The sequence below is a fragment of the Streptococcus sp. NSSLK0004 genome (genome assembly GCF_059039125.1).
In genome coordinates, this window is sequence record NZ_CM180142.1 from 1,319,032 (window position 1) to 1,341,952 (window position 22,921).

At 41.2% G+C, this 22,921-nt stretch carries 22 protein-coding genes; 4 read left to right on the forward strand and 18 right to left on the reverse strand.

All coding sequences use genetic code 11. The features are described from left to right. The 10 genes from argF to AC4CS8_RS06765 all read right to left on the reverse strand — a co-directional run bounded on the left by argF (position 1) and on the right by AC4CS8_RS06765 (position 9,658). Complete coding sequence (gene argF, locus AC4CS8_RS06720; RefSeq protein ID WP_493892500.1) at positions 1–1,014, reverse strand: ornithine carbamoyltransferase; 1,014 nt, start codon at positions 1,012–1,014, stop codon at positions 1–3. 48 nt (positions 1,015–1,062) lie between these two features. Then, positions 1,063–2,292, reverse strand: coding sequence for an arginine deiminase (gene arcA, locus AC4CS8_RS06725; protein ID WP_493892501.1), 1,230 nt, complete (start codon positions 2,290–2,292; stop codon positions 1,063–1,065). A gap of 407 nt (positions 2,293–2,699) precedes the next feature. Then, positions 2,700–3,629 (reverse strand): permease-like cell division protein FtsX, encoded by a 930-nt coding sequence (ftsX, locus tag AC4CS8_RS06730; protein WP_493892502.1) that lies wholly within the window; start codon positions 3,627–3,629, stop codon positions 2,700–2,702. Next, positions 3,622–4,314 (reverse strand): cell division ATP-binding protein FtsE, encoded by a 693-nt coding sequence (ftsE, locus tag AC4CS8_RS06735; protein ID WP_493892503.1) that lies wholly within the window; start codon positions 4,312–4,314, stop codon positions 3,622–3,624. The genes ftsX and ftsE overlap by 8 nt, the downstream gene beginning before the upstream one ends. Positions 4,315–4,361: 47 nt before the next feature. Next, positions 4,362–5,457, reverse strand: a protein-coding gene (prfB, locus tag AC4CS8_RS06740; RefSeq protein WP_493892504.1) for a peptide chain release factor 2 whose coding sequence is annotated in 2 segments (ribosomal slippage) — positions 4,362–5,384 and positions 5,386–5,457 — 1,095 coding nt in all. Because the reading frame shifts where the segments join, the coding sequence is not laid out codon by codon here. 38 nt (positions 5,458–5,495) lie between these two features. Further along, positions 5,496–6,623 (reverse strand): tRNA epoxyqueuosine(34) reductase QueG, encoded by a 1,128-nt coding sequence (gene queG / locus AC4CS8_RS06745; RefSeq protein ID WP_493892505.1) that lies wholly within the window; start codon positions 6,621–6,623, stop codon positions 5,496–5,498. Between the two features lie 39 nt (positions 6,624–6,662). Then, positions 6,663–7,154: a VanZ family protein gene (locus AC4CS8_RS06750; RefSeq protein WP_493892506.1), complete on the reverse strand. Its 492-nt coding sequence runs from the start codon at positions 7,152–7,154 to the stop codon at positions 6,663–6,665. Between the two features lie 116 nt (positions 7,155–7,270). Beyond that, entirely contained in the window at positions 7,271–8,422 is a 1,152-nt protein-coding gene (locus AC4CS8_RS06755; RefSeq protein WP_493892507.1) for an alpha/beta hydrolase family protein, read from the reverse strand. Between the two features lie 64 nt (positions 8,423–8,486). Beyond that, the gene (locus AC4CS8_RS06760) at positions 8,487–8,885 is read right to left on the reverse strand and encodes a TM2 domain-containing protein (protein ID WP_493892508.1); all 399 of its coding nucleotides are present in this window, start codon (positions 8,883–8,885) and stop codon (positions 8,487–8,489) included. 86 nt (positions 8,886–8,971) lie between these two features. Then, entirely contained in the window at positions 8,972–9,658 is a 687-nt protein-coding gene (locus AC4CS8_RS06765; RefSeq protein WP_493892509.1) for a TM2 domain-containing protein, read from the reverse strand. A gap of 133 nt (positions 9,659–9,791) precedes the next feature. Between AC4CS8_RS06765 and AC4CS8_RS06770 the strand changes: the two genes are divergently transcribed. Further along, on the forward strand, positions 9,792–10,178 hold the full coding sequence (locus tag AC4CS8_RS06770) for a hypothetical protein (RefSeq protein WP_493892510.1): 387 nt from the start codon (positions 9,792–9,794) through the stop codon (positions 10,176–10,178). A 20-nt stretch (positions 10,179–10,198) separates the two neighbouring features. Here AC4CS8_RS06770 and AC4CS8_RS06775 read toward each other — a convergent pair whose 3' ends face one another. Together AC4CS8_RS06775 and AC4CS8_RS06780 are read right to left on the reverse strand one after the other, a co-directional pair. Then, positions 10,199–12,886: a cation-translocating P-type ATPase gene (locus AC4CS8_RS06775; protein WP_493892511.1), complete on the reverse strand. Its 2,688-nt coding sequence runs from the start codon at positions 12,884–12,886 to the stop codon at positions 10,199–10,201. Between the two features lie 371 nt (positions 12,887–13,257). After that, positions 13,258–13,644, reverse strand: coding sequence for a YwiB family protein (locus AC4CS8_RS06780; RefSeq protein ID WP_493892512.1), 387 nt, complete (start codon positions 13,642–13,644; stop codon positions 13,258–13,260). A gap of 158 nt (positions 13,645–13,802) precedes the next feature. Here AC4CS8_RS06780 and AC4CS8_RS06785 point away from each other — a divergent pair, with 158 nt between their 5' ends. Genes AC4CS8_RS06785 through AC4CS8_RS06795 form a run of 3 tightly spaced genes read left to right on the forward strand, consistent with a single transcriptional unit; the run spans position 13,803 to position 15,169 of the window. Then, positions 13,803–14,552, forward strand: coding sequence for a tRNA1(Val) (adenine(37)-N6)-methyltransferase (locus AC4CS8_RS06785; protein WP_493892513.1), 750 nt, complete (start codon positions 13,803–13,805; stop codon positions 14,550–14,552). Further along, positions 14,542–14,811, forward strand: a complete 270-nt coding sequence (locus AC4CS8_RS06790) for a GIY-YIG nuclease family protein (RefSeq protein ID WP_493893875.1) — start codon at positions 14,542–14,544, stop codon at positions 14,809–14,811. Before AC4CS8_RS06785 ends, AC4CS8_RS06790 begins: the two co-directional genes overlap by 11 nt. Continuing rightward, on the forward strand, positions 14,798–15,169 hold the full coding sequence (locus tag AC4CS8_RS06795; RefSeq protein WP_493892514.1) for a potassium channel family protein: 372 nt from the start codon (positions 14,798–14,800) through the stop codon (positions 15,167–15,169). The genes AC4CS8_RS06790 and AC4CS8_RS06795 overlap by 14 nt, the downstream gene beginning before the upstream one ends. A 40-nt stretch (positions 15,170–15,209) precedes the next feature. On the opposite strand, the gene AC4CS8_RS06800 is transcribed toward AC4CS8_RS06795, so the two are convergent. From AC4CS8_RS06800 to AC4CS8_RS06825, 6 genes are all read right to left on the reverse strand, one after another. Beyond that, entirely contained in the window at positions 15,210–17,753 is a 2,544-nt protein-coding gene (locus AC4CS8_RS06800) for a G5 domain-containing protein (protein ID WP_493892515.1), read from the reverse strand. Positions 17,754–18,043: 290 nt separating this feature from the next. Then, on the reverse strand, positions 18,044–18,655 hold the full coding sequence (locus AC4CS8_RS06805) for an FMN-dependent NADH-azoreductase (protein ID WP_493892516.1): 612 nt from the start codon (positions 18,653–18,655) through the stop codon (positions 18,044–18,046). A gap of 119 nt (positions 18,656–18,774) precedes the next feature. Next, positions 18,775–19,185, reverse strand: a complete 411-nt coding sequence (locus AC4CS8_RS06810) for a GNAT family N-acetyltransferase (protein ID WP_493892517.1) — start codon at positions 19,183–19,185, stop codon at positions 18,775–18,777. A gap of 140 nt (positions 19,186–19,325) precedes the next feature. Beyond that, complete coding sequence (gene cshA / locus AC4CS8_RS06815; protein ID WP_493892518.1) at positions 19,326–20,897, reverse strand: degradosome RNA helicase CshA; 1,572 nt, start codon at positions 20,895–20,897, stop codon at positions 19,326–19,328. 341 nt (positions 20,898–21,238) lie between these two features. Beyond that, positions 21,239–21,943 carry a hypothetical protein gene (locus tag AC4CS8_RS06820; protein WP_493892519.1) on the reverse strand — a complete coding sequence of 235 codons (705 nt, stop codon included), beginning with the start codon at positions 21,941–21,943 and terminating at the stop codon, positions 21,239–21,241. A 13-nt stretch (positions 21,944–21,956) separates the two neighbouring features. After that, on the reverse strand, positions 21,957–22,835 hold the full coding sequence (locus tag AC4CS8_RS06825; RefSeq protein WP_493892520.1) for an ATP-binding cassette domain-containing protein: 879 nt from the start codon (positions 22,833–22,835) through the stop codon (positions 21,957–21,959). Positions 22,836–22,921 lie beyond the last annotated feature (86 nt).

The following is a 22,921-nucleotide window of genomic DNA, read 5'->3' on the forward strand; positions in this document are numbered from 1 at the left end:
CTATACTTTTGGAATGAATAGATCGCCCAAAGTCACCGCCATCACTGCTTTAATAGTGTGCATACGGTTCTCTGCCTGATCAAAATGACGAGCATACTTGCTACGGAAGACCTCATCTGTTACTTCCATTTCTTCTACACCAAATTTCTCAGCAACATCTTTTCCGTAAATGGTATTTGTATCATGGAACGCTGGTAAACAATGTAAGAAAATCAAATCTTCATTGTCTGCTTTTTTCACCAGGTCCATATTCACTTGATATGGTTTGAGTAAGTTGACACGTTCTTCAAACTTAGCTTCTTCACCCATAGAAACCCAAACATCTGTGTAGAGTACATCTGCTCCCTTAACTGCTTCGTCTGCATTGTCCGTAATCAAGACACGCGCTCCGCTTTCTTTTGCAAAACCTTCTGCTAGAGCAACAACTTCTGGATCAGGGAAGAGTTCTGTTGGTGAGAAGACATGCACGTTGACACCCAAAATTGCACCTGTTACCAAAAGACTATTGGCCACATTGTTACGACCGTCCCCACAATAAACTAGGGTCAGTCCCTCTAATTTACCGAAATTTTCTTTGACTGTCAGGTAATCAGCCAACATTTGAGTTGGATGCCAAGCATCTGTCAGACCATTCCAAACAGGAACACCTGAAAACTCTGCTAACTCTTCTACCATGGCTTGACTGAAACCACGGAACTCGATACCGTCAAACATACGTCCTAAGACTCTGGCAGTGTCTTCTGTAGATTCTTTCTTACCTAGTTGGATATCGTTGGCACCAAGATATTCAGGATGGGCACCCAAATCAATTGTAGCTACTGTGAAAGCTGCCCGTGTTCGAGTCGATGTTTTCTCAAATAAGAGGGCAATATTTTTTCCTTCCAAATAGCGATGTGAAATATTGCGTTTCTTCAAATCTTTCAAATGGGCAGCAAAATCGATCAAATATTCTAATTCTGCTCGTGTAAAGTCTTTTTCTGCTAGAAAATGTCTACCTTTGAATACGTTTATCATCTCTTTATCCTTCTATTTATCTTTTTATACTAACAACTTGTCTATCCATCACAAATCTTCCCGTTCGAACGGCATAGACATGCAACGCGGTCCACCACGGCCACGAACTAGCTCGCTTCCACTAATTTTTATCAAACGAAGACCTTTGGATTCAAGAATCGCATTTGTAATAGTATTGCGCTTGTAAACAACAACGACACCGGGTGCAATAGTCAAGGTATTAGAGCCATCATTCCATTGCTCCCGACCTGCCGCAACAAGGTTATCACCGCCACAACGAATTAGCTCAACCTTTTCAAGGCCTAGATTACTTGCTAAGACTTCCGCTAATTCCCCATACTCTTCTTCAATATGCAAGGTTTCATTTTCATAAGTCACAGAGAATACTCGTAAGGTTCCCTCAATTTCCGGGTGAATAGTAAACTTATCATAGTCCACCATGGTGAATACTGTATCTAAGTGCATGAATTTACGACTATTTGCGAATTCAAAAGCCAAAACTTTCTTGAAACCTACTCCTCGTTCAAAGATATTCACCAAGAGTTTTTCAATAGATGCCGCATCTGTCCGTTGCGAAATTCCTACTGCCAATAAGTCCTTAGAAAGAATTAGCTCATCACCACCTTCGATACGAGTAGACTCATCACGGTTATAGACCAATGGTACCTTACCTGCATAGTCTGGATGATAAGTGAAGATATACTTACCATACAAAGTCTCTCGGTTACGAGTTTCAGCATACATACGGTTGAGCGAAACCGCATTTCCAATCGTCGCAAATGGATCCCGAGTAAAATAAAGATTAGGCATTGGATCAATTGCAAATGGATAACTAGACTCAACTAGATCTGTCAATCCAATTTCTTCGGTAGGAAGAGCTGGTAATTCTGATTTTTGTACCCCTGCCATTGTCTTTTCAATCAATGCTTGATCATCATCAATGGCCAACAAGAGCTTACGAATTGCTTTCTTGGTAGCACGCCCACGAATATTTGCCTCATTCAAGTATTCATCAATGAATTGCTCACGTACTTCTTGATTAATAAGTGATTCCGCAGCCAAAGTTTCCAAGTAAAGGACTTCCACCCCTTCGTCACGCAGAGCCTGAGCAAAGGCATCGTGCTCACGCTGTGCTTCTTCCAAAAAAGGGATATCATCAAAAAGCAACCGATCTAGGTAGTCAGGCATCAGGTTTTCAATTTCCTTTCCTGGACGGTGTAACATAACTTTTTTCAGCTTGCCAATTTCTGAAAAAACATGAATTGGATGTTGTGACATCTCAATACCTCCTTTATTTTTTTGTGATTTTTTTACAGTTCTCTTTACAATACGATTATATCATCTACAACCTAGACATTTAGGAAGAATCATACAAATCAAATGATAATTTTTTCACATTTTCCTAGAAACAAAAGAATACTTATTAAATATTTTGATGTTTAAATTGATATTTTTTCATATAATAGTCATTCTATGAATAAATATTTTCTAACAATAAAACAAAAAACTCTTTCGAGCTTCCGAACGTAGGTATACAAACTAATGATTTGGATAAATCTTACATGAGGTAGTAAACTATAAAATTAGTAGATACAATAACTTTTTTAAATTTCAAATAAAAAAGATTGAAGGAAATTATCCAAAATGGACTTTTTCTTCAATCTAAAAATTCTTTTGGACGCTTCTTATATCTTCAAGAAACGACGCATGGAAATAACTGATCCAAGAGAACCAATAACGATTCCAATAAGGAATAAACTACCAACCATCAGTGGTACAAATAATTTGATGTCAATCAAGGATAGATTTTGTGTCGCTAATCCTTTATTGAAAGAAGCATAAATCATCTGGTAGATGAAATAAATGAGAGTTGCCGGTGCAATAGCTCCTAGTAAACCAACCCAAGCTCCCTCCAAGAGGAATGGACCACGAATATAACTGTTCTTAGCTCCAACTAGACGCATAATCTGAATTTCTCGACTACGAGAGATAATCGTAATACGGATCGTATTCGAAATCAAGAAAACAGCTGTGAAAAGAAGTAAGCCAGTTGCGGCTAATCCCCATGTTTGAATCAGATCTGAAATTTGGAACAAACGCTCTGTCTGTACTTCACCATCTCGAACCTCTGTAACACCATCGATCTTTTTAACCGCTTCTCCAACAGTTTTCACATATTCTGGACTTGTCGTATCGATAATATAGGCATCGTAAAGTGGATTGGCATCACCTTTGAAAAGGTTCCAAGTATCACCCATCGTTTCTGTTAACTTGGTCAACTGTTCATCTTTACTTGAGAAAGTTACGGTGGATACATTATCAACTGCCATAATTTGGTTATACACCTTTTGGTAGTCTGGATTATCCACTGTCTCCCCCTGATCATTTACGATAGTAGCTAAATGATCTGTCGAATTAGCACGTAAATAAACCGTAATCCGAACATTTTCTTTTAAATCAGATGCCAACTTCGTTGTATTCAAAATAACAGAAGCAAAAATTCCTACAAGAGTAAGAGTAATAGTTACTGAAGAAATCGCTGCAAGGGTCATCCAACCATTTCGTTTCAAACTCTTCAGTGACTCTATAAAGTGTCTAAAAAATCGTCTAATCATCGTATCCGTATTCTCCTTCTACTTCATCGCGTACCACTCGACCGTCTTCAATTGCGATTACGCGGTGGCGAAGGGTATTTACAATCTGGCTATTATGGGTTGCCATTAGAATTGTTGTACCTTGAAGGTTGATGCGCTCCAAAAGATTCATAATTTCCCATGAGTTTTCCGGGTCTAAGTTTCCAGTTGGTTCATCCGCAATCAAAACTTTAGGATTGTTCACAATCGCACGCGCAATCGCAATCCGTTGTTGCTCACCACCAGAAAGCTCATTTGGGAAAGAACGAATCTTATGTTTCAAGCCAACCAAGTCCAAGACTTCCATCACACGTTTTTTTATATTGCGTGGTTTTTCACCGATAACTTCCATAGCATAAGCAATGTTCTCAAAAACAGTCTTCTTCGGTAGAAGTTTGTAGTCCTGGAAAACAACTCCTACGCTACGACGTAGCATTGGTACATCTTTTTTCTTGATACGAGCCAGGTCAAATTTCCCAACTTTTAAACTTCCCTTATCTAGTTTTTCCTCACGATACAAGAGCTTGATAAAAGTTGATTTCCCGGCACCAGAAGGTCCTACGATATAGGCAAATTCGCCTGGTTCCACATTGATGGACACACCACGAAGTGCAGTTGTTCCGTTTCCATATTTTTTGGAAACGTCTTTCATTTCAATAATTCCCATAAGGTCTTCTGTCTGACGACAGTCCTTTCTTTAAATTTTCAGTAAGTCTAGCTAATGCGCCACTTGAGGTAAGCATCGATAAAGCCATCCAAATCGCCATCCATGACCTTGTCCACTTGGGCAACTTCATGACCGGTTCGGTGATCCTTCACCATGGTATAGGGTGTAAAGACATAGGAGCGAATTTGGCTACCCCAAGTAATCTCCTTCTTGTCGCCCTTAAGTGAATCTACCTCTGCTGCTTTTTTTTCCTGCTCCAACTGGTACAATTTGGCTTGAAGCAGTTTCATCGCGCGATCACGGTTACCATACTGAGTACGGTCAACTGTTGATTGAGTTACAATCCCTGTCGGAATATGGGTCAAGCGCACACCTGTAGAAACCTTGTTGACGTTCTGTCCACCTGCTCCACCACTTCGGAAGGTGTCCATCTTGACTTCATCATCACGAATCTCAATCTCAATGGTGTCATCCAACTCTGGCATGACTTCCACTGAAGTAAAGGATGTGTGGCGACGCTTGGCTGAGTCAAATGGAGAGATTCGCACCAATCGATGCACACCCATTTCTGACTTGAGTAGACCATAGGCATTTGGACCTGTAAAGCTAAGCGTCACAGACTTAATCCCTGCCTCATCACCAGCTTGGTAATCCAGTGTTTCTACTGTAAAACCTCTGGCATTACCAAAACGTTGGTACATCCGTAGGAGCATTTCACCCCAATCCTGCGCCTCTGTCCCGCCTGATCCTGGATGAATCTCCAAAATTGCATTGTTGTGGTCATAAGGCTCTGATAGGAGAAGCGTCATCTCATAGCTGGTCATGAGTTTGTCCAGCTCGGTCAACTGTTCGACCAACTCATCACGAACAGACTCATCTTCTGCTAGAAAGTCAAGTAAGATTTCTGCCTCGTCGTAGGTATCAATCATCTTATGAAAATTTCCATAAGTTGCCTTCAGTTCGTTTAGTTCCTGCGAGGTCTTTTGAGCTGCCAAATTGTCATTCCAGAAATCTGGCTCGGTCATCTTGTTTTCCAAGATAGCAATTTCTTCTTCTAAGCCCTCTAAGTCAAAGAGACCCCCTAAATGAATTTAGTTTAGTGTTTAATTCTTCTAATTTCTGTCGAATTTCTGCTGTATCCATATTATCTTATCCTATCTAAAGACTTTCTCATTATTGTATCATATTTGCAGGCTTTTCGCCATTTTAATAAATTCGGTTTGCTCGTGTAAAACATCTGGATGGTCTGTTACAATCCCCTCGATAAAAGCTATCATCTCCTCATTTGGTTGTTTAACCAGCTGACTCAGTGCCCAAATAGCTGTTGCCATGTGGACTGGATTTTGCTTCTTATCGATGATTTCTAGGAGTTTGGGAATGGCAGAGCGGTCATTGCTATTTGCCAAAGCGATGATGGCATTGCGTTGAAGGATATTTTTCCCCCGCCAGGAACCAGCAATCATTCCAAATTTTTCCTTGAACTGTCCATTAGATAATTCTAAAAATGGAATAAGTTCCGGTTGTGCCAGATCAGGATCGATTGCTACTACCTCTGGGCTGGAAATACCTTTGTTATAAGGACAACAAATCTGACAAATATCACAGCCGTAGATAACTGTCTTGATTTTCTTTCGAAATTCCAAGTCCATCATTCCCTTATCTTGCGTTTGAAAAGACAAACACCGGCGGGCATTCATGGTCCCATCTCCCAATAAACAAGCTGTCGGACAAGCCGCTACACAACGATTACAATCTCCGCAATCATAGTCAACTGGACTATCAGGCTCTATTTCTAAATTGGTAATCAATTCCCCTAGAAACATATAGGAGCCATACTCCTTAGAAATAACTAACCCATTTTTTCCTATGAAGCCAATCCCTGCTCGTCTAGCAACAGCCGTATCTACCAAGGCCCCAGTGTCTACCATAGCCTTGTATTCCAAACCGTCTGTTAATTTTTCAATCCCACGAGCTAGGCGTTCTAGCTTATCCTGCAAGATATAATGATAATCTAGCCCCCACGAATTTGGCGTAATCTTTCCTCGCTTATATTGAGTCTTCTGTGGTTGCTGAGGAAGATGCCTAGGGTAGGCAACAGCTATTGAGATAATGGTCCGAGCTGATGCCAAGCTTAGCTTAGGATTGATCCGCTCCTCAATATTCTTATGCTCAAAACCTGTTGTCCTTCCTTCTTCTACTCCAGCCCTTAAAGATTGTTCTAAATATGAAAAATCATCTGCCGTCGTAAAACCGATTTTGGAAATTCCCAATTCCTTAGAAAGAGCAATTATTTCTTCTTTTATGTTCATCAATTTATATTCTAGCAAAAAAGCGTTTTCTTGCCAAGGTTACAGATATAAAATAACCATCACTAACACCAAAATCGTTGAAGTTGTAGCGATGAGATTCATTCGACCGTAAGTCTTTTCTCGCCAAATACTCGTTAAAACATACATGATATTGATACCAATCGCCCCTCCCAGACCATTAGCCAAGAGATCGGTGATATCAGTCATTCCAATCATGAAGACATATTGAATTACTTCATAAAACAAACTAACAAAGCAGATGATACTGAGGTTCAATAACCACGGAGCTCGTCGAAGAAGCATTTCCATGTAAATTCCAAAAGGTATGAAACAGAGCACGTTGAGCCCGATTTCCTGATAATCCAGTACACCATTATAAACAGCTGTACCTGCAAAAGGAATCAGATTCAAACTTCGGTAGCTATACCGTCCGATTAGTAGGGTAGATAGGTCCATCTTGAAGACAATAATCCAAGTAAGCACTGATAGATATATCATGAATAACAACTTGGTCAAGTTTTTAGATCCCATCTAGCCCTCCTTTAGGTATAAACATTGTTCCATTATATCAGAAATGCCCTCTAAAGAGATTACAAGTTGATGACGAATAAGCTTATCAAATTACAATTCCTTTACAACAATAGAAGTTATTTTAAATCTGCAATTGTACGAACAATCGGCATCAATAGTAGTAGACCTACCCACGGAAACACCATCCAGCCAAGTAACAGATTAATTGCTAAAAATACATATTTCCAATTTGAACTAACATAGAAGACAGGAAGAAAATAAAGTATTGGAAGTATGAAAAACAGAACTGGCACTATAGGGGAGTGTGAAAGAGAGCCTAACTGGATAATCGATTGTAAATAAGATGTTCCATAGAAAAATAGTAGTGTTAACAAAGTCGCTAAAAATAGAGCAAAAATTATCAAAACAGTATTCATTCGACCATGATGAGAACAAGGTCTATTTAACCAACTATAAAGACGCTCCAAAGAAGAGGTTTCATCTGATAGCCGAATGTCTCCTTTTTTATCATAGATATAATAATTAGGAACATGAGCCCAATAAATACGCTCCAAAAACGTAGCAATAACATTGGTTCTAGACTGAAAAGGTTGTAACAACACATTTTTCTGTTGACCGATATTCCTTCGGAAGAATGGAAAAATCCGAAACGGATCATGTGCAGAGTAGTAATTAATCAGTTGCTCATCGTTTTTAAAAAAATCCTGACTCTTTAGTATCTTATGAGCACCAGTTGGAAAGGTCCACCAAGGAGAAAGAGCAGCGAAGGTTATGCATTTCTGAATATCACCAACTAGTATGTACAATCGTTGAGCCAACAAGCCACCTAAAGAATGACCGGCTACAAGAATAGTAGCATTTGGATAGTCCTCTCGAATCTTACGGTAAAACAGTAAAAGACTATCGAATTGGTGCAAAGGAACCAAGCCTAAGCCACCCAATAAAGAGGTGTAAAACCAGTCTTGATAAGAAGTTAACCACTCATTCTCAGCATTGGACTTAGGAATAAAACGTTCATCTGCCTTCGTCCATTGAAAAATACGCCTTCCCAGTCCAACATCAGCACCACGAATAATTAGATAAAGTGTTTCAGTGTCATGATTAGCTTGGTAGACAGCCGCTTGCAACCCATTATTCCATTTTCGAGTTTCATCTATAAAATCCAAACAGGTAAATTGGCTACCATCTACATTGATTTGTTTGTTTTTCATTGTATCAGAATCATAAATCAAGGCAGTCAACTGAACAATAAATTTATTTTCTTTCACTCATTCTCCTCTTAAAAAAATAAAGTTACACCGAAGTGCAACTTTACTTTTTATTATTCAACTATTAACGTCCCAAAGTTGCAGCCGCAATAGCTGTATTTAATGTTTCTAGGTTTGCTTTTTTAGTAGCATTCATAATCAAGAACCAGTCAACCATAATCCAAATGAATACTGGCGAGAATAATAGACCAATACCAATCCAAATTGTTAACCAGTAGAGAGTAACAAGGCCTAATTTAGCAGCGCCCAAACCAGCTTGACCGATGTAGAAACGATCAGCACCAAAGCTTCCCAATAGAATTGAAAAGATAAGCGCTGTAGTTGGATTTTTCAAATCCGCTGCCAAAACATAAGAAGTTTGCGCCTCATTCAACTCATCCAAACGTTGACGAATCATTGGAAGTGACTCAGCAGGAAGGTTAGAAGCGTTTGCTGCAAGGTAAGAATCCGTAAATTGTGACATCATAATCTCCTTTGTCAAATTTAATATTACAAGAACCAGTATACGATACTTTTAAATTTCTGTCAAGAGCAGAAAGAGAACTAGAATTACTCTCCAGCTGATTCAGAGACCACTTCTGTAACTTCCTCAGAAATAGATTCTTCTGTAGATTCTCCTTCAGTTTCCACTGCCTCCACGACAACTTCCTCTGCTTCTTCAGTAGATTCAGAAATCACTTCAACAACTTCTTCAGGAATTGATTCTGAAGCCTCTATAGTTTCTTCACTGACTGTCTCTACCTCTGTTACAACTTCAGCTTCTTCAGCAACCACTTCAGATACAACTGTACTAGTAGCTGGAGTTACCTCTGTAGTAGCTGGAGTAGAATCAGTAGTTCTTTGCATCATATTTACCTGATTAATTGCTTGTGTAAAACGCTCAAAGTTTGCTTCTTTACACGCTCCCATAATCAAGAAAATATCAACTACTTGCCAAATAAATGCAGCAAATAGGAAGAAAATACCGATAAAGATAAAGGAAGTAATAAAACCAAAAATCATAAGTGCTAATTTAGCGATTCCTAATTCCTTATTACCAATATAGAAACGATCAATACCCAAAGAACCTGCAAAAATAGACAACAACAAAGCAACTGTCGGATTTTTGATATCTGCCATCAAAAGTACATTCATTCCTTGGTCATCTAAATTTTCCAATTCCTGTTGAATCATTGGAATCCGTGTCGCAGGAAAAGCGTTCATATTGGTCATTAAAAATGTTTGTGTATAGTTCATAAGTTCTCCTTTTCTTGTTCAATATTTTACCATGTTTCCTAAAAAATCTCAAGAAAGAATCCTTTTCGCCCTCAAAAAGAAAACGTTTCCTCCTATCTGGTTTTATGATACAATAAAGAAAAGGAGGTCTGCTATGTCCATTACCATTACACGCGATACAGGAGCCGTTGGAGCAGCCGGAAAACTTCACCTTTTAGTAAACGAGCAAACGGCTGGAAGTGTCGGAAACAAGGAAACGATAACCATCAAGCTGACAGGTAAGACAGCCCTGTTTGCTGTTAGAGGAGATAAAAAATCGACCATTGAAGTGCAGAGTGGCGACCATATCACCATACAGCCAAATAAACGTTACTTCAGCATCTACTTTATCAGCATGCTCGCTATTATTACCTTAGCCTTTCTAAACTTTTCACCAAATGTAGAGATGGTTATTGCAGGAGTAGCTTTGGTAGTATTCCTAGTAAGTAACTTCCTCCTGCCCCATTACCAATTATCCAAACAAACAAAACACTCAGGCTAAGCCCGAGTGTTTTTGAATGATTAAATAGCTTTGTCATCCAATCCCATTGCACGTTGAACAGCTTTAACAATTTCAACTATGACAACCATGAGCCCTGAACCAATAATAGCTACCAACCATTGAGTTGGTGTCAAGATTGAAACCTTGAAGAAGGTATTAAATCCTGGAATTACCAAGGTTGCCATCAAGAGCAAGAAGGCAGCCACGATTGACCAGTTAAAGAGTTTATTCTTGAATGGTCCTACGGTAAAGATTGATTGGTAAACAGACTTCACGTTGAAGGCATGTACCAATTGGATCAAACCAAGCGTCAAGTAAGACATAGTAAGAGCATCTGCGTGGATAGCGTGATCATCACCCGCATGCTCTGGATAAAGAAGGGCAAAGCCATAAACACCCAAAACAAGAGCGGTTTGAAGGATACCTTGGTAAACGATAGAACTCAATACACCACCTGAGAAGAAGCTTGAGTTACGTCCACGAGGTTTGTGTTGCATCACACCTGGCTCAGCAGGCTCAACACCAAGAGCAATAGCAGGAAGCGTATCTGTTACCAAGTTAATCCAAAGAAGGTGAACCGGCTCCAATACATCCCAACCAAAGAGGGTTGCAAGGAAGATACACAATACTTCAGCAGTATTAGCTGACAAGAGATACTGGATTGTTTTCTGAATGTTTGAGAAGACTTTACGTCCTTCTTCAACCGCAACGATAATGGTCGCAAAGTTATCATCAGCAAGGACCATATCAGAGGCACCTTTAGACACTTCCGTACCTGTGATACCCATACCGATACCGATGTCGGCTGTCTTCAGTGATGGTGCATCGTTAACACCGTCACCAGTCATGGCAACAACCTTACCATCATTTTGCCAAGCCTTAACGATACGAACCTTATGTTCTGGAGATACACGAGCGTATACAGAATATTGTTTGAAGACTTTCTGGAACTCTTCATCCGTCAATTCGTTGAGTTCTGCACCTGTAAATACATGGTCTTCTGTATCGTTTGGATCGATGATACCAAGACGTTTGGCAATGGCTTCCGCTGTATCTTGGTGGTCACCCGTAATCATGATTGGACGGATACCAGCTTCCTTCGCAACACGAACCGCTTCAGCTGCTTCAGGACGCTCAGGGTCAATCATACCAACCAAACCTGAGAAGACAAGGTCGTTTTCAACAATGTCAGATTCCATTGCAGGCACAGCATCTACATACTTGTATGCCATCATCAAGACTCGAAGCGCTTGTTTAGCCAACTCTTTGTTAGTAGCAAGAATGGCTGCTTTATCTGCATCTGTAATCGGACGGATTGTTCCGTTTTCTTCGATTTGCGTTACACGTTTGAGCAACTGGTCTGGAGCCCCTTTAACAGCTACGAAGAAATTCCCAGCAGCTTGTTGGTGAACTGTTGACATCAACTTACGTGTTGAATCAAATGGCAATTCTGCCACACGAGGTTCAGAAACCAAGACTTCACGAACATCAAAGTTTTGATCTAAACCAAATTGAACAAGTGCTGTCTCAGTTGGATCACCAATCAATTTACCTGAAGGATCCACCTTGGTATCATTGGCAAAGTTCATAACACGAAGTGTTGAATTAGTCGCATCAAAGGCTTCTTTGGCGTCCAACAGTTGACCATTTGTATAAACCTTCTCAACAGTCATCTGGTTCATGGTCAAGGTACCAGTCTTATCTGATGCGATGATTTCAGTTGATCCAAGTGTTTCAACGGCTGGCAATTTACGGATAATAGAGTTACGCTTAGCCAAGACCTGTGTACCAAGCGAAAGCACAACTGTAACGATAGCTGGCAAGCCCTCAGGAATGGCTGCAACCGCAAGGGCAACAGAAGTCATAAGAGCTGGCAAGATACCCTCACCACGTACAAAGACTGAAACAGCCATCGTGATAACAGCAATCACCAAAACTGCGTAGGTCAAAACCTTAGACAATTGGTGCAAGTTCTGTTTCAAAGGTGTATCCGTTTCATCTGCATTGGCAAGCATGCCCGCGATGTGGCCAACCTCCGTGTACATACCTGTATTGGTTACAACTCCCAAACCACGGCCATAGGTAACGTTTGAGTTTTGGTAGGCCATGTTGACACGGTCACCAATTGGTGCATCTTCAGCCAAAACTGCTGACAAGTCTTTATCAACTGGTACAGACTCACCTGTAAGAGCTGCCTCTTCGATTTTGAGGGAGTTAGCCTCTAACAAGCGCATATCAGCAGGAACAACATCACCTGCTTCCAGAAGAACGATGTCCCCTGGCACTAAGTCTTTTGAGTCCACCTCTACCACATGGCCATCACGACGAACACGGGCAACTGGGCTGGACATATTCTTAAGTGCCTCAATAGCTGCTTCTGCTTGCCCTTCTTGATAAACACCAAAGGCAGCGTTTAAGATAACAACAGCTAAGATGATGATCGCATCCGTCAAACCACGAGAACCTTCTGTAATCACCGTCAAGATAGCTGCTGCAATCAAGATGATAATCATCAAGTCTTTAAACTGATCCAAGAATTTAGCCAAGAGTGTGCGCTTCTCACCCTCATCCAATTCATTCCGACCATAGTCCGCTAGACGCTTGCTCGCTTCACTGCTAGACAAACCGTCTAAAGAAGACTCCATGCTTGACAATACTTGCTCTTCGCTTTGTGTATAAAACAAATCGCGTTTTTGTTCTTTTGACAATTTCCTTCTCCTTTTCGGTCCCTTTTTTACCTAATAAATAAAAAAGAGACCTGTTTAATGAGAACTTCTCTTCACAGCTCGGCACTTCCAGCTAAGGCTAGTTTTCCGTCACTCATCGTTAGTTTTTTTCGAAATACAGTCAGTATTCCTTCAAAAAACTGCCTTGATAGACAAAAAACTAGCTCTTACCTAAAAATACCTTACTTGCGAAGACAGGTTCTAAAACAAGTCTCGCTATTTAATATATTGCCGGAAACGATTTCGGATTGACGACAATATCACGGATAACCCGCTAGCTACTCCCTCGATTTGTGTTCTATTATAACAAATTTTTGAGGGATTTCAAATAATAATTTTTATGAAAACGTTTTTCATTTCCAACCAATGCTCATCTTATAGCTAGCAAACTTTTGCTGGTTTTCAAGTCCTTTCAAATCATAATGAAGCAGCAATTCTTGTTTGTCAACATCTAGTTTATATAAGCTAGTTTGTGTCACAAAATGCTGAATTCCCATAGGAGTAGGAATGGTCACAATCGCTTCTTGATTGTTCACAAATCTCATTATTGATTTTGGAGTAGAAAAACGTGTCATGACTAGCTCATTGTCATCGCACTTGATAACTACTTTTTCATTCTCATCATTCTTGTAAATGAGATAGACTTTGCCTTCCTTTTTCTTAACTTCTACTGGAAAGGCCTGATCTATCACTTCCAACTGTCCATCTAAATCAATTTCATTTTTTAAATATATATGCATAAACTTTCCTACCTAAGCATTTCAATTACTATCTATTAACTTCATCATAGTATATCATAATCTGATAAATATCAACAACCTGATATTTTCCTAAAATAAGCCACTTTAAAATATGTTAAATGGTATCTGTTTAAACCAAGCTATGCTATACTATTCTTATGCGAAAAATAGAATTACTTATTGGTGAACGGATTGACCAACTTTTTTCAACCGATGTTCAGATTATTCAAAACCGTGAGGTCTTTAGCTATTCTATCGACAGTGTCCTCCTCTCACGCTTTCCAAAAATGCCTACCCAAAAAGGGCTGATTGTTGACCTTTGTAGTGGAAATGGAGCGGTGGGCCTCTTTGCCTCAACTCGCACCAAGTCTCAGATTATTCAGGTCGAGTTACAGGAGCGCTTGGCAGATATGAACCGCCGTTCCATTACTCTCAATGGACTGGAGGAACAGGTTTCAGTTATTAATGATGATTTGGCTAATTTGCCGCAACATGGTTTGCGGTCCAAGGTTGATTTGATGCTCTGCAATCCTCCTTACTTCAAGGTGGACGAAACATCTAATCTAAATGAAAGCGAGCATTATCTTCTAGCCAGACACGAGATTGCGACCAACCTAGACAGTATCTGCCAGGTAGCTCAACAGGTGCTCAAGTCTAATGGTCGCTTAGCTATGGTTCACAGACCTGACCGATTTTTAGATATTTTGGACACACTAAGAACCTACAAATTAGCTCCCAAACGCATCCAATTTGTCTATCCCAAGGCTAGCAAGGAGGCTAATATGTTGCTGATTGAGGCTATCAAAGACGGCTCAATGGACGGTCTACACATCCTGCCACCTCTGGTTGTCCACGAGGAAAATGGCGACTATACACCTGCTATTCATGAGATTTATTATGGAAAATAAGGCCTATTTTTATGTCCTGGAATGTGCCGATGGAAGTCTTTATACCGGCTATACGACTGATGTGGAGAAACGGCTTGCCACCCATAATCGTGGGAAAGGAGCCAAGTACACCCGCGGACGCTTGCCCGTCAGCCTGCTCTATCAAGAGGGCTTTGCTAGTAAGCAGGAAGCCATGTCGGCAGAAGCATTATTTAAAAAACGCAATCGACAGAGTAAATTAGATTATATCGCAGAAAGAAGAGAACATGACACAAAATAAAAAACAAATCCATCGCCTGAGAATCCTCTGGCATATCCTAAAAGTGACTGGTTTTTCAACCTTCCTTACATCCTTTGTCAGCTTCATCTTCCTAGCAGCTGGTTTACTACTCTGGTTGGAGCCTGAATTCACTAACTATGGCGATAGCCTCTGGTACAGCTTTGTAACAGCAACAACTGTTGGCTATGGAGATATGCTAGTGACTACTGCTTTTGGACGGATTATTAGCATCGTATTAGCTATCTATGGCATTCTCTTTTTGGGAAGCTTATCAGGTCTAGTGGTCAGCTATTATACTGAGGTCAGCAAACACTATTCGTTGGCAGTCGAAAATGACAAGCAAAAAGCTGGTTCTTAGGAACCAGCTTTTTTTAGTTTTTATGAACATTCCAAAACGATTATCGTGGCTGAACAAGCTCAAGCATGGCTACAGTCACACCCTGGTTAAAGGTGGCCTCGATAGCTTTGTCACTAAGTCCGACCCCTACTGCCACCTGGAGGTTGTTCAGGTTCTTCATCATGACAGCCTTGTGGCCAGCGGAGTTCATCCACTCGTTGAAAAGGCTGTTGGCGATGCGGCTCTCGTCGATGGCGCTGTACGCGCTAAGAGCTGAGCCCATTTGCAGTGCATTCTCGCCGCGCCAACTTTGCTGCGCACTTTGAGCAGCAGTATAAACGGTTGTCCAGTGAGAGCCATCTGGACGCTTGTGAGCCCCATCTGGTACCCCTTGATAGCTCAAGCTACCGTGGTCAGCCATCTCGTTAGCACGCTGAGTTGCTGCAGCTTGGGCTACAGAGTTCCTACCTGCGTAGGATACAGGAGAGAGACCTTCTGCCGCACGGGCTTCGTTAAGCAGTCGAACGAACTCAGCATTTAGCTTGTCGAGGTTAATTAGCTGCTCCACCTTCTCAAGAGTGTCCTTGGTCGCTCCAGTTCGGATAGTCGTGCCCGGCACCTCCCCGCCCTTAGCGATGAAGGCGTCCTGCTGTTCCTCTGTGAGGCTCATGAACTCATCCAGCGTCAGTGTCTTCTTGTCGAGCAGGCTGACTGGCTTAGAACCAACCGCAATGACTTCTGTAGTCGGCTTGGTTTCTGAAACCACTTCTTCCCTTGTGGAGATTTGGCCGGTTCGGTGGTTGGTCACTGTGATAACACGTACTGTCCGAACACCATTTACACCTTTTGTTCGTGTCTCTGTCTTACCAAGTTCTAAATTAGGGTCTGTTATCTGTTGACTGCTATATGGAAGGGAAACTGTCTTCGTTGTGCTAGTTGTAGTAGTTACCTTTTTGGTTCCATAACGAATTACTTCTATAGTCGGTTTGACCTCAGACAAGACTTTTTCAGTTTTTGTGACCTTACCTGTTACAGCATCAGTGATAGTTGTCACTTCTATCGTCTTACTACCATTCTTCCCTTTGGTTTGAACCACTTCTTGACTATCTTCCCAAAGCGTCGCATCTGCAATACGTTGAGTTGTGTACGGAATCGTCTCAACTCGTTGCGTTTTTTCAACCTTGTTTTTAGGCTGCTGGGTCGATGAGGAAGAGGTAGTACTTGAAGAAGAGGTGCTACTCGACGATGAAGTCGTATCCTTGCTGTAGACGACTGTCCATTGATAATACTCTGTGCTGTTCTTTAATGGATTGGAGGCAAGTTGCTGATAGGTCACTTCAGCCTTTCCACCTAAAGCAGATGAAATATCCTTTACTGTCGTCCAAGTTTGACTACTCCTAATCTCCAACTTCACAGACTTGACCTTATAACCAGAAACTGTTGGCGCTGTCAACTTTTTCCCTTCTCCTAAGTCAGTAATCCCATATTGGTGGTTCACCATACCTGATGAAGTTGAAAAGACTGACTGAAAGTCTTCTGTATGATAGGAATAGCCGACAGAAATTGGCTTTTTCTGGCTTGTCGAAGGTTGGGTAGTACTCGGCTTCGTACTTGAAGAAGGAAGAGTGCTACTGCTTGACTTCGTACTTGAAGAAGGAAGAGTACTACTACCTGGTTTCGTACTTGAGGAAGGAAGAGTACTACTGCCTGGTTTCGTACTTGAGGAAGGAAGAGTACTACTGCCTGGTTTCGTACATGAGGAAGGAAGAGTACTACTGCTTGGTTTCGTACTTGAGGAAGGAATCGTTGTCACAGCTCCTGTTGAACTACCTAAACCATAAAAAGCCACTCCTTCTTGATTCCATCCTCTTCTTCCTAGTACCTGATACTCATTGATATCTTTGGTATACAGATGGCGTTTTAAGCCATTATGATAAAGACGGTAGATAGGTAAGGTTCCGTATGAACGAAAAGCAACCCCTTCCTGAGTCCATCCCCTTGCACCTAGAGTTCGATACTCATTGACATCCTTAGTATATAAATGAACCTTCAGGCCTGAATGATAGAGTCGATAGACAGCATCTCCATTCTTAGAATCCACCTGCCAGGCAAGTCCTTCTTGATTCCATCCTCTTTGACCTAGAACCTTATATTCATTAGCATCCAAAGTGTAAAGATGGACTTTCAATCCTGCATGATATAAGCGAAAGAGAGTACCAGTCAACTGTGCATTTTCTCTTTCTGAACCAAGGGAGGTTTGTGTCGCCTCCTCTTCTGTTGAAGACGGTAGTGGTAGTGTTTCACTTGAATCGTCTAGTGAGCTTGTTGTAGCTACTGAATGTTGACTTGAGTCCGAGCTTGTTGTGGCAACCGAACTGGGGCCAGAACCTGACAAGTCTTCCGTAGTAGCTGTATTACTTTGACTATTTTCAACTAGATCTTCTGAAAGTGACGGATCTGTTTGGGTGCCAGTCTCAAACTGACTAGTGTTATTCGTTTCTTCTACCTGTTCTTGAGCCCAAATACTAACCGTTGCTTGATTCCCAATAAGTAAAGCAAGCACAATCAGTGAACCAACAACAGACTTTCTTTTCTTCTTGTACATAACATCCCCATATTTGTTATTTCCTATTTATTGTAACTAAAATAGCCTTGTTCGTCAAGGAGCATAAACATATTGCCTCCAATCATAAAGAAAATGCATGTAACTATTTTCAAACTACATGCATTTTTTAAAAATTATTTCATAAAATTTGTCATCAGAACTGTTGCTTTTTGGGATAGTTGAAAAGTACGAATGCGAAGCCTTTATTCTTCCTAGCTTTCAAACTTAAGAACTTGTCCACAAAAAACTATCCTGTATTTTCATAAAGTGAGAGAAGTTCTAGACACTTATTAAAAGATTTCCAAAATCGTCTCAATCTTGTTCATAGCCTGCTCAAAGATTGCTTGTGCCTGACTTGGATCCGCTGATTGCCCTTCAATAAAAACTTGATGAATATCTTCAAAACCAAGAAATTCAAAGATAGACTTGATGTATTGAGCAGCGGGGTCCTGACCTGCGTAAACACCACCATTGGACTGAATATGCAAAAGCTTTTTATCTTTGACCAAGCCGATAGAGCCTTCTAGTCCGTACTTAAAGGTCACACCTGCTACGTTAATAGTATTGACCCAAGAAACCAATTGACTTGGTACATTGAGGTTCCAGAGAGGATTGACGATAACAATCTTGTCAGCTGCAAGAAATTGCTGGGTCAAAGCTTTGTAGCGGTCCAAGCGCACTTCTTGTTCTGGACTGACTTCTTCTCCTTTTTTAACTGCAACCATGGCTTCAAATAAGGGCTTGTCCAAGGCTGGAATCTGGTCCTCAAAGACATCTATTATTTCGATCCTATCTTCAGGATGCAAACTGGCGTAGCGTACTTGAAACTCTTCCAAAGCTCGTAAGGCATAGGATTTTTGAGAATCAAGGGGATGGGCTTTGACAATTAATACAGTAGCCATAGCAGTTCTCCTTTACCACTAATTATTAATAATTATATTCTACTCTTTTTTATTTGAAATTCAAATCATCTGCTCAAAGCAAGAGGCTGGTCACCAGCCTCTGCATTTCAACTTTGCTCTTATTTTCCTAAATAGGTGTAAGCGACACAATCGATCTCCTCGACTGCTGTAAAGCCCAGACTTCTGTAGAAGTTCATGGTCTTTTCCTCACGCCCTGTCAGGAGATGTATTTGGTAAAAGTCTGGAAATTCTGCCAAGGCCATTTCCGTTAGCTTTCTTCCAATCCCTTGTCTCTGGTAATCTGGGTGAACCAAAATGTCTTGGATAAATAGAATAGAAGCACCGTCCCCAACTACTCTAATGAGACCAACAAGCTCATCTCGGTCAAAAGCGGAAATGATTAATAGACTATTGACTAGTGATTTTCTCAGCATATCGGGACGATCTGTATAGCCTGTCCAACCGACAGAACTATAGAGTTCTAAGACAGCTTGAAAATCAAGTTGAGGATTCTGTTTGTAAGTAATCATGATGTTCTCCTTTGTATTATTTTTTTAGAATACAAAGGCTGAGTCCATTGTCAAAATGCCCATGGTCTTACCTCCTATTTTGCTACTTCTAGTATAACAAAAACCGCTCCAATTATGAAGCGGTTTAGAATGCAGTCTTCTTATCTCTCACCCTTATTACGAATAACAAATCCTGTTTTCTTTTCGCTTGAAGTGCGTTGGTGTGGTTTTTTATTGTCTTGACGGCGGTTGTCACGCTTGAACTTATCATCGCGACGGTTGCGGTCATTACGACGTCCTCCACGATCACGATTCCGGCCACCATCACGACGACCACCACGGTCACGATCGCGACCACCACGTCCACCTTTACCCTTGGCTTGACCAGGTGCAAACTTGAATGGCAGTGGTTTTTCACGCGCAATCTCCACCTCTGGCAAGCTATCTGGATCTTGTACAGTCAGGCTGAGTACGTAAAGTGCTAACTCCTCAGGTGTAAATTCAGCTGCCAACTTGACTGCATCCTTCTTGAATTTATCAAAATTGCTACGGATTGTTTCGTCAGCCATTTCACGCTCAATCTTCTTCAAAGCAACTTTTTTCTTGGCCTCAAACGCTTCTTGAGCAGTTGCAGGCTTCATACCTTTCATGCGTTTCTTGGTCAAATCTTCAATGATAGCCAAATAACCCATTTCATTTGGTGAAACAAAAGTGATTGACTGACCTGATTGACCTGCACGACCTGTACGCCCAATCCGGTGAACGTAGCTTTCTGGGTCCTGTGGAATATCGTAGTTATAGACATGCGTTACACCTGAAATATCCAAACCACGCGCCGCAACATCTGTCGCAACAAGGACATCAATCTGATCGTTTTTAAAATCACGTATGACACGAAGTCGCTTGTTCTGATCTAAATCACCGTGAATACCTTCTGCACGGAAGCCACGAAGTTTCAAACCACGAGTCAATTCATCGACACGGCGTTTTGTACGACCGAAAACGATAGATAATTCTGGCTGGTCCACATCCATCAAACGTGTCATAGTATCAAATTTTTCATTTTCTTTGACACGGATGTAGTATTGATCCACTAGCTCAGTTGTCAATTCCTTAGCCGCAATCTGCACGTGTTCAGGCTCTTTCATAAATTGGACACCGATGCGTTTGATTGGATCTGGCATGGTTGCTGAGAAGAGTAGGGTCTGGCGACTTTCTGGTACACGCTTGATGATAGCTTCAATATCATCAAGGAAGCCCATGTTAAGCATTTCATCTGCTTCATCAAGAATCAAGGTTTCAACGCCGTCGAGTTTGAGGGCCTTGCGTTTAATTAAGTCAAGTAAACGACCCGGTGTACCAACAACAATATGGGCACCTGAGCGAAGGGCCTTGATTTGCTTCTCAATACTAGAGCCACCGTAAACCGAACGAACTTTCACTCCTTTTTCACGACCAAATCGGAAGAGCTCTTCCTGACTCTGCACCGCCAACTCACGTGTTGGTGCAATAATCAAGGCTTGAACCGCTTGATTGTTGATGTCAATTTTGTTGAGGGTTGGCAAGCCAAAGGCTGCGGTTTTCCCTGTTCCCGTTTGGGCTTGACCAATCACATCTTTTCCTTCCAGAGCAAGTGGAATGGTCTGCTCTTGGATTGGTGATGGCGTTTCAAAACCTGCCTTCTCAACGGCAAGCAAAATGTCTTCTGACAAATTTAAATCAGTAAATTTCAATTATGATACCAAGTGCGTTAAGAAAACAAGGTGAAAATAGGAGACTGACGCAGTGTGACAACACACTAGGAAGTCTATCTTTTTCACGAAGTTTTTAGCACGGGTTCGAGTACTCTTTCCGAACTAGTTTCCTAACGCATTTCCTTTCTTTTACAAGGCAGTGCGAAGCTACCTTATCTAACTTTTTTGTAACAATTATTTCCACTGGCAGCGAACTAACCAGTATCAGACTTGCAACTTACCTAGTATAACACATTCTAGGCGTAAAGGTTGGCTTTTACCTTGAAAATCAAAATAATGCGTTTTCATAAAAAAGCAACCCCTTTCGAGATTGCTTGATTTTACTTCAATTCCTTTTTGTAAAATAGCAGAGCACCGCAGATGAAGTAGCCCAAACTAAAGATCCGTGCCAAGATTGACGGCCAAGAGAGCAAGTTCTCCAAGTCAGCCGCAACTGATAATTGTGAAAACATCATAAAGTCCGCAAAAAAATCCGTTTTAAGAAGAATACCTGTCGCCATCATGAATAGTTGATCAAACAAGAAGGCAATCAAGATATAGACCATGTAAGCCTGGTAGATTTTTGGGAAAATGACAAACAAGATTGTACAAAAACTAGCAATTACGATATAAAAGGGCAACTGATAGACAAAACCTTCCAAAAGAACTCCATAATCTGCTGCCCCATTCATCATCTGACGAGCAAAACCAGTCAGCATATAGGCAAACAAGACATAGAAGACGCAAAGCCCTACACTAGACAACCACTTGTGAGTAAAAATCTTCAAACGGTTCTGAGTACGCACCAGACTATTATTAACTGTCCGAAACTGGAAATCCTCCCCAAAGAAAATCTTGGCTGGGGCCACGAAAAAGAGTGGCAACAAGTTTGTCCAGTTAGACAGAATATCCTCAGCCCCAACAGCAGTCAGTTCCTGACTACTGCTATAAGCCAAAATCAGACTGAGGACAATCAAGATTGCCAGACTAACCAAGGACAATTTTTCCTTACGAATACGATACCAGTCCGCTTTCACCAAATTCATTTTCCATTTCCTCCTAGTTCAACAAGCTCAAATAATACTCTTCCAAATGCTGACCCTGACGGTAAATCTCCATAATTTCAACCCCTGATTGACCAACCAGATTAATAACCGACTGAACATGCAGTTCCGCGTTCAGAACCAAACCTGATTCTTCCAAACCGACTTCAACACCTTTTTCTTCCAAATAAGCCTTCACACGAGCATTGTCCGCCGTATCCAGATAGAGCTTTCTAGCCACAACCGCTGCCAAATCAGCCCTGGTCAGATCACGAATAACCTTCCCCTTGTGCATGATGACAAAACGATCCGCCAACAACTCCAACTCCGACAAGATATGACTAGAAATCAAGACCGTCATCCCATACTCATCCCGCAAGCGCAAGATAATGTCCCGCACCTCCTTAATCCCAGATGGATCCAAACCATTGATTGGCTCATCCAAAATCAAAAATTCTGGAAAATCAATAATCGCCAAGGCAATGGACATCCGCTGCCGCATCCCAAGCGAAAAATTTTTGACCTTCTTCTTCCGATCCACATCCCCCAGACCCACCAAGTCCAGCACCTGTTGGATACGCTCCTTGGGATTTTCTAGGGATAATTGCAGAGCTGCATACATGAGATTGTCACAGGCAGACATGTTGGGATACAGAGTAGGCGACTCAATAATAGCCCCCATCTTAACTGGTTTTGGAAAGACCAGTTGACCAGCCGAGGGAAAAATCAGCCCTGACAAGATTCGAATCAGAGTTGTTTTTCCTGCACCATTTTGTCCAACCAAGCCACAAATCTCTCCACGCTGGATGGCGAAAGATACCTGATCCACCGCCGCCTGCTGACCATAGACCTTACTCATCCCCTCAATCCGCAACAAGACATTCTCTCTATTCATACAAGTCTCCTTTTTTGTATCTTTGTTTTGATGTATTAATTGTATAATACAAACGATACAGTGTCAAGCCAAAAAATAAAAAAATC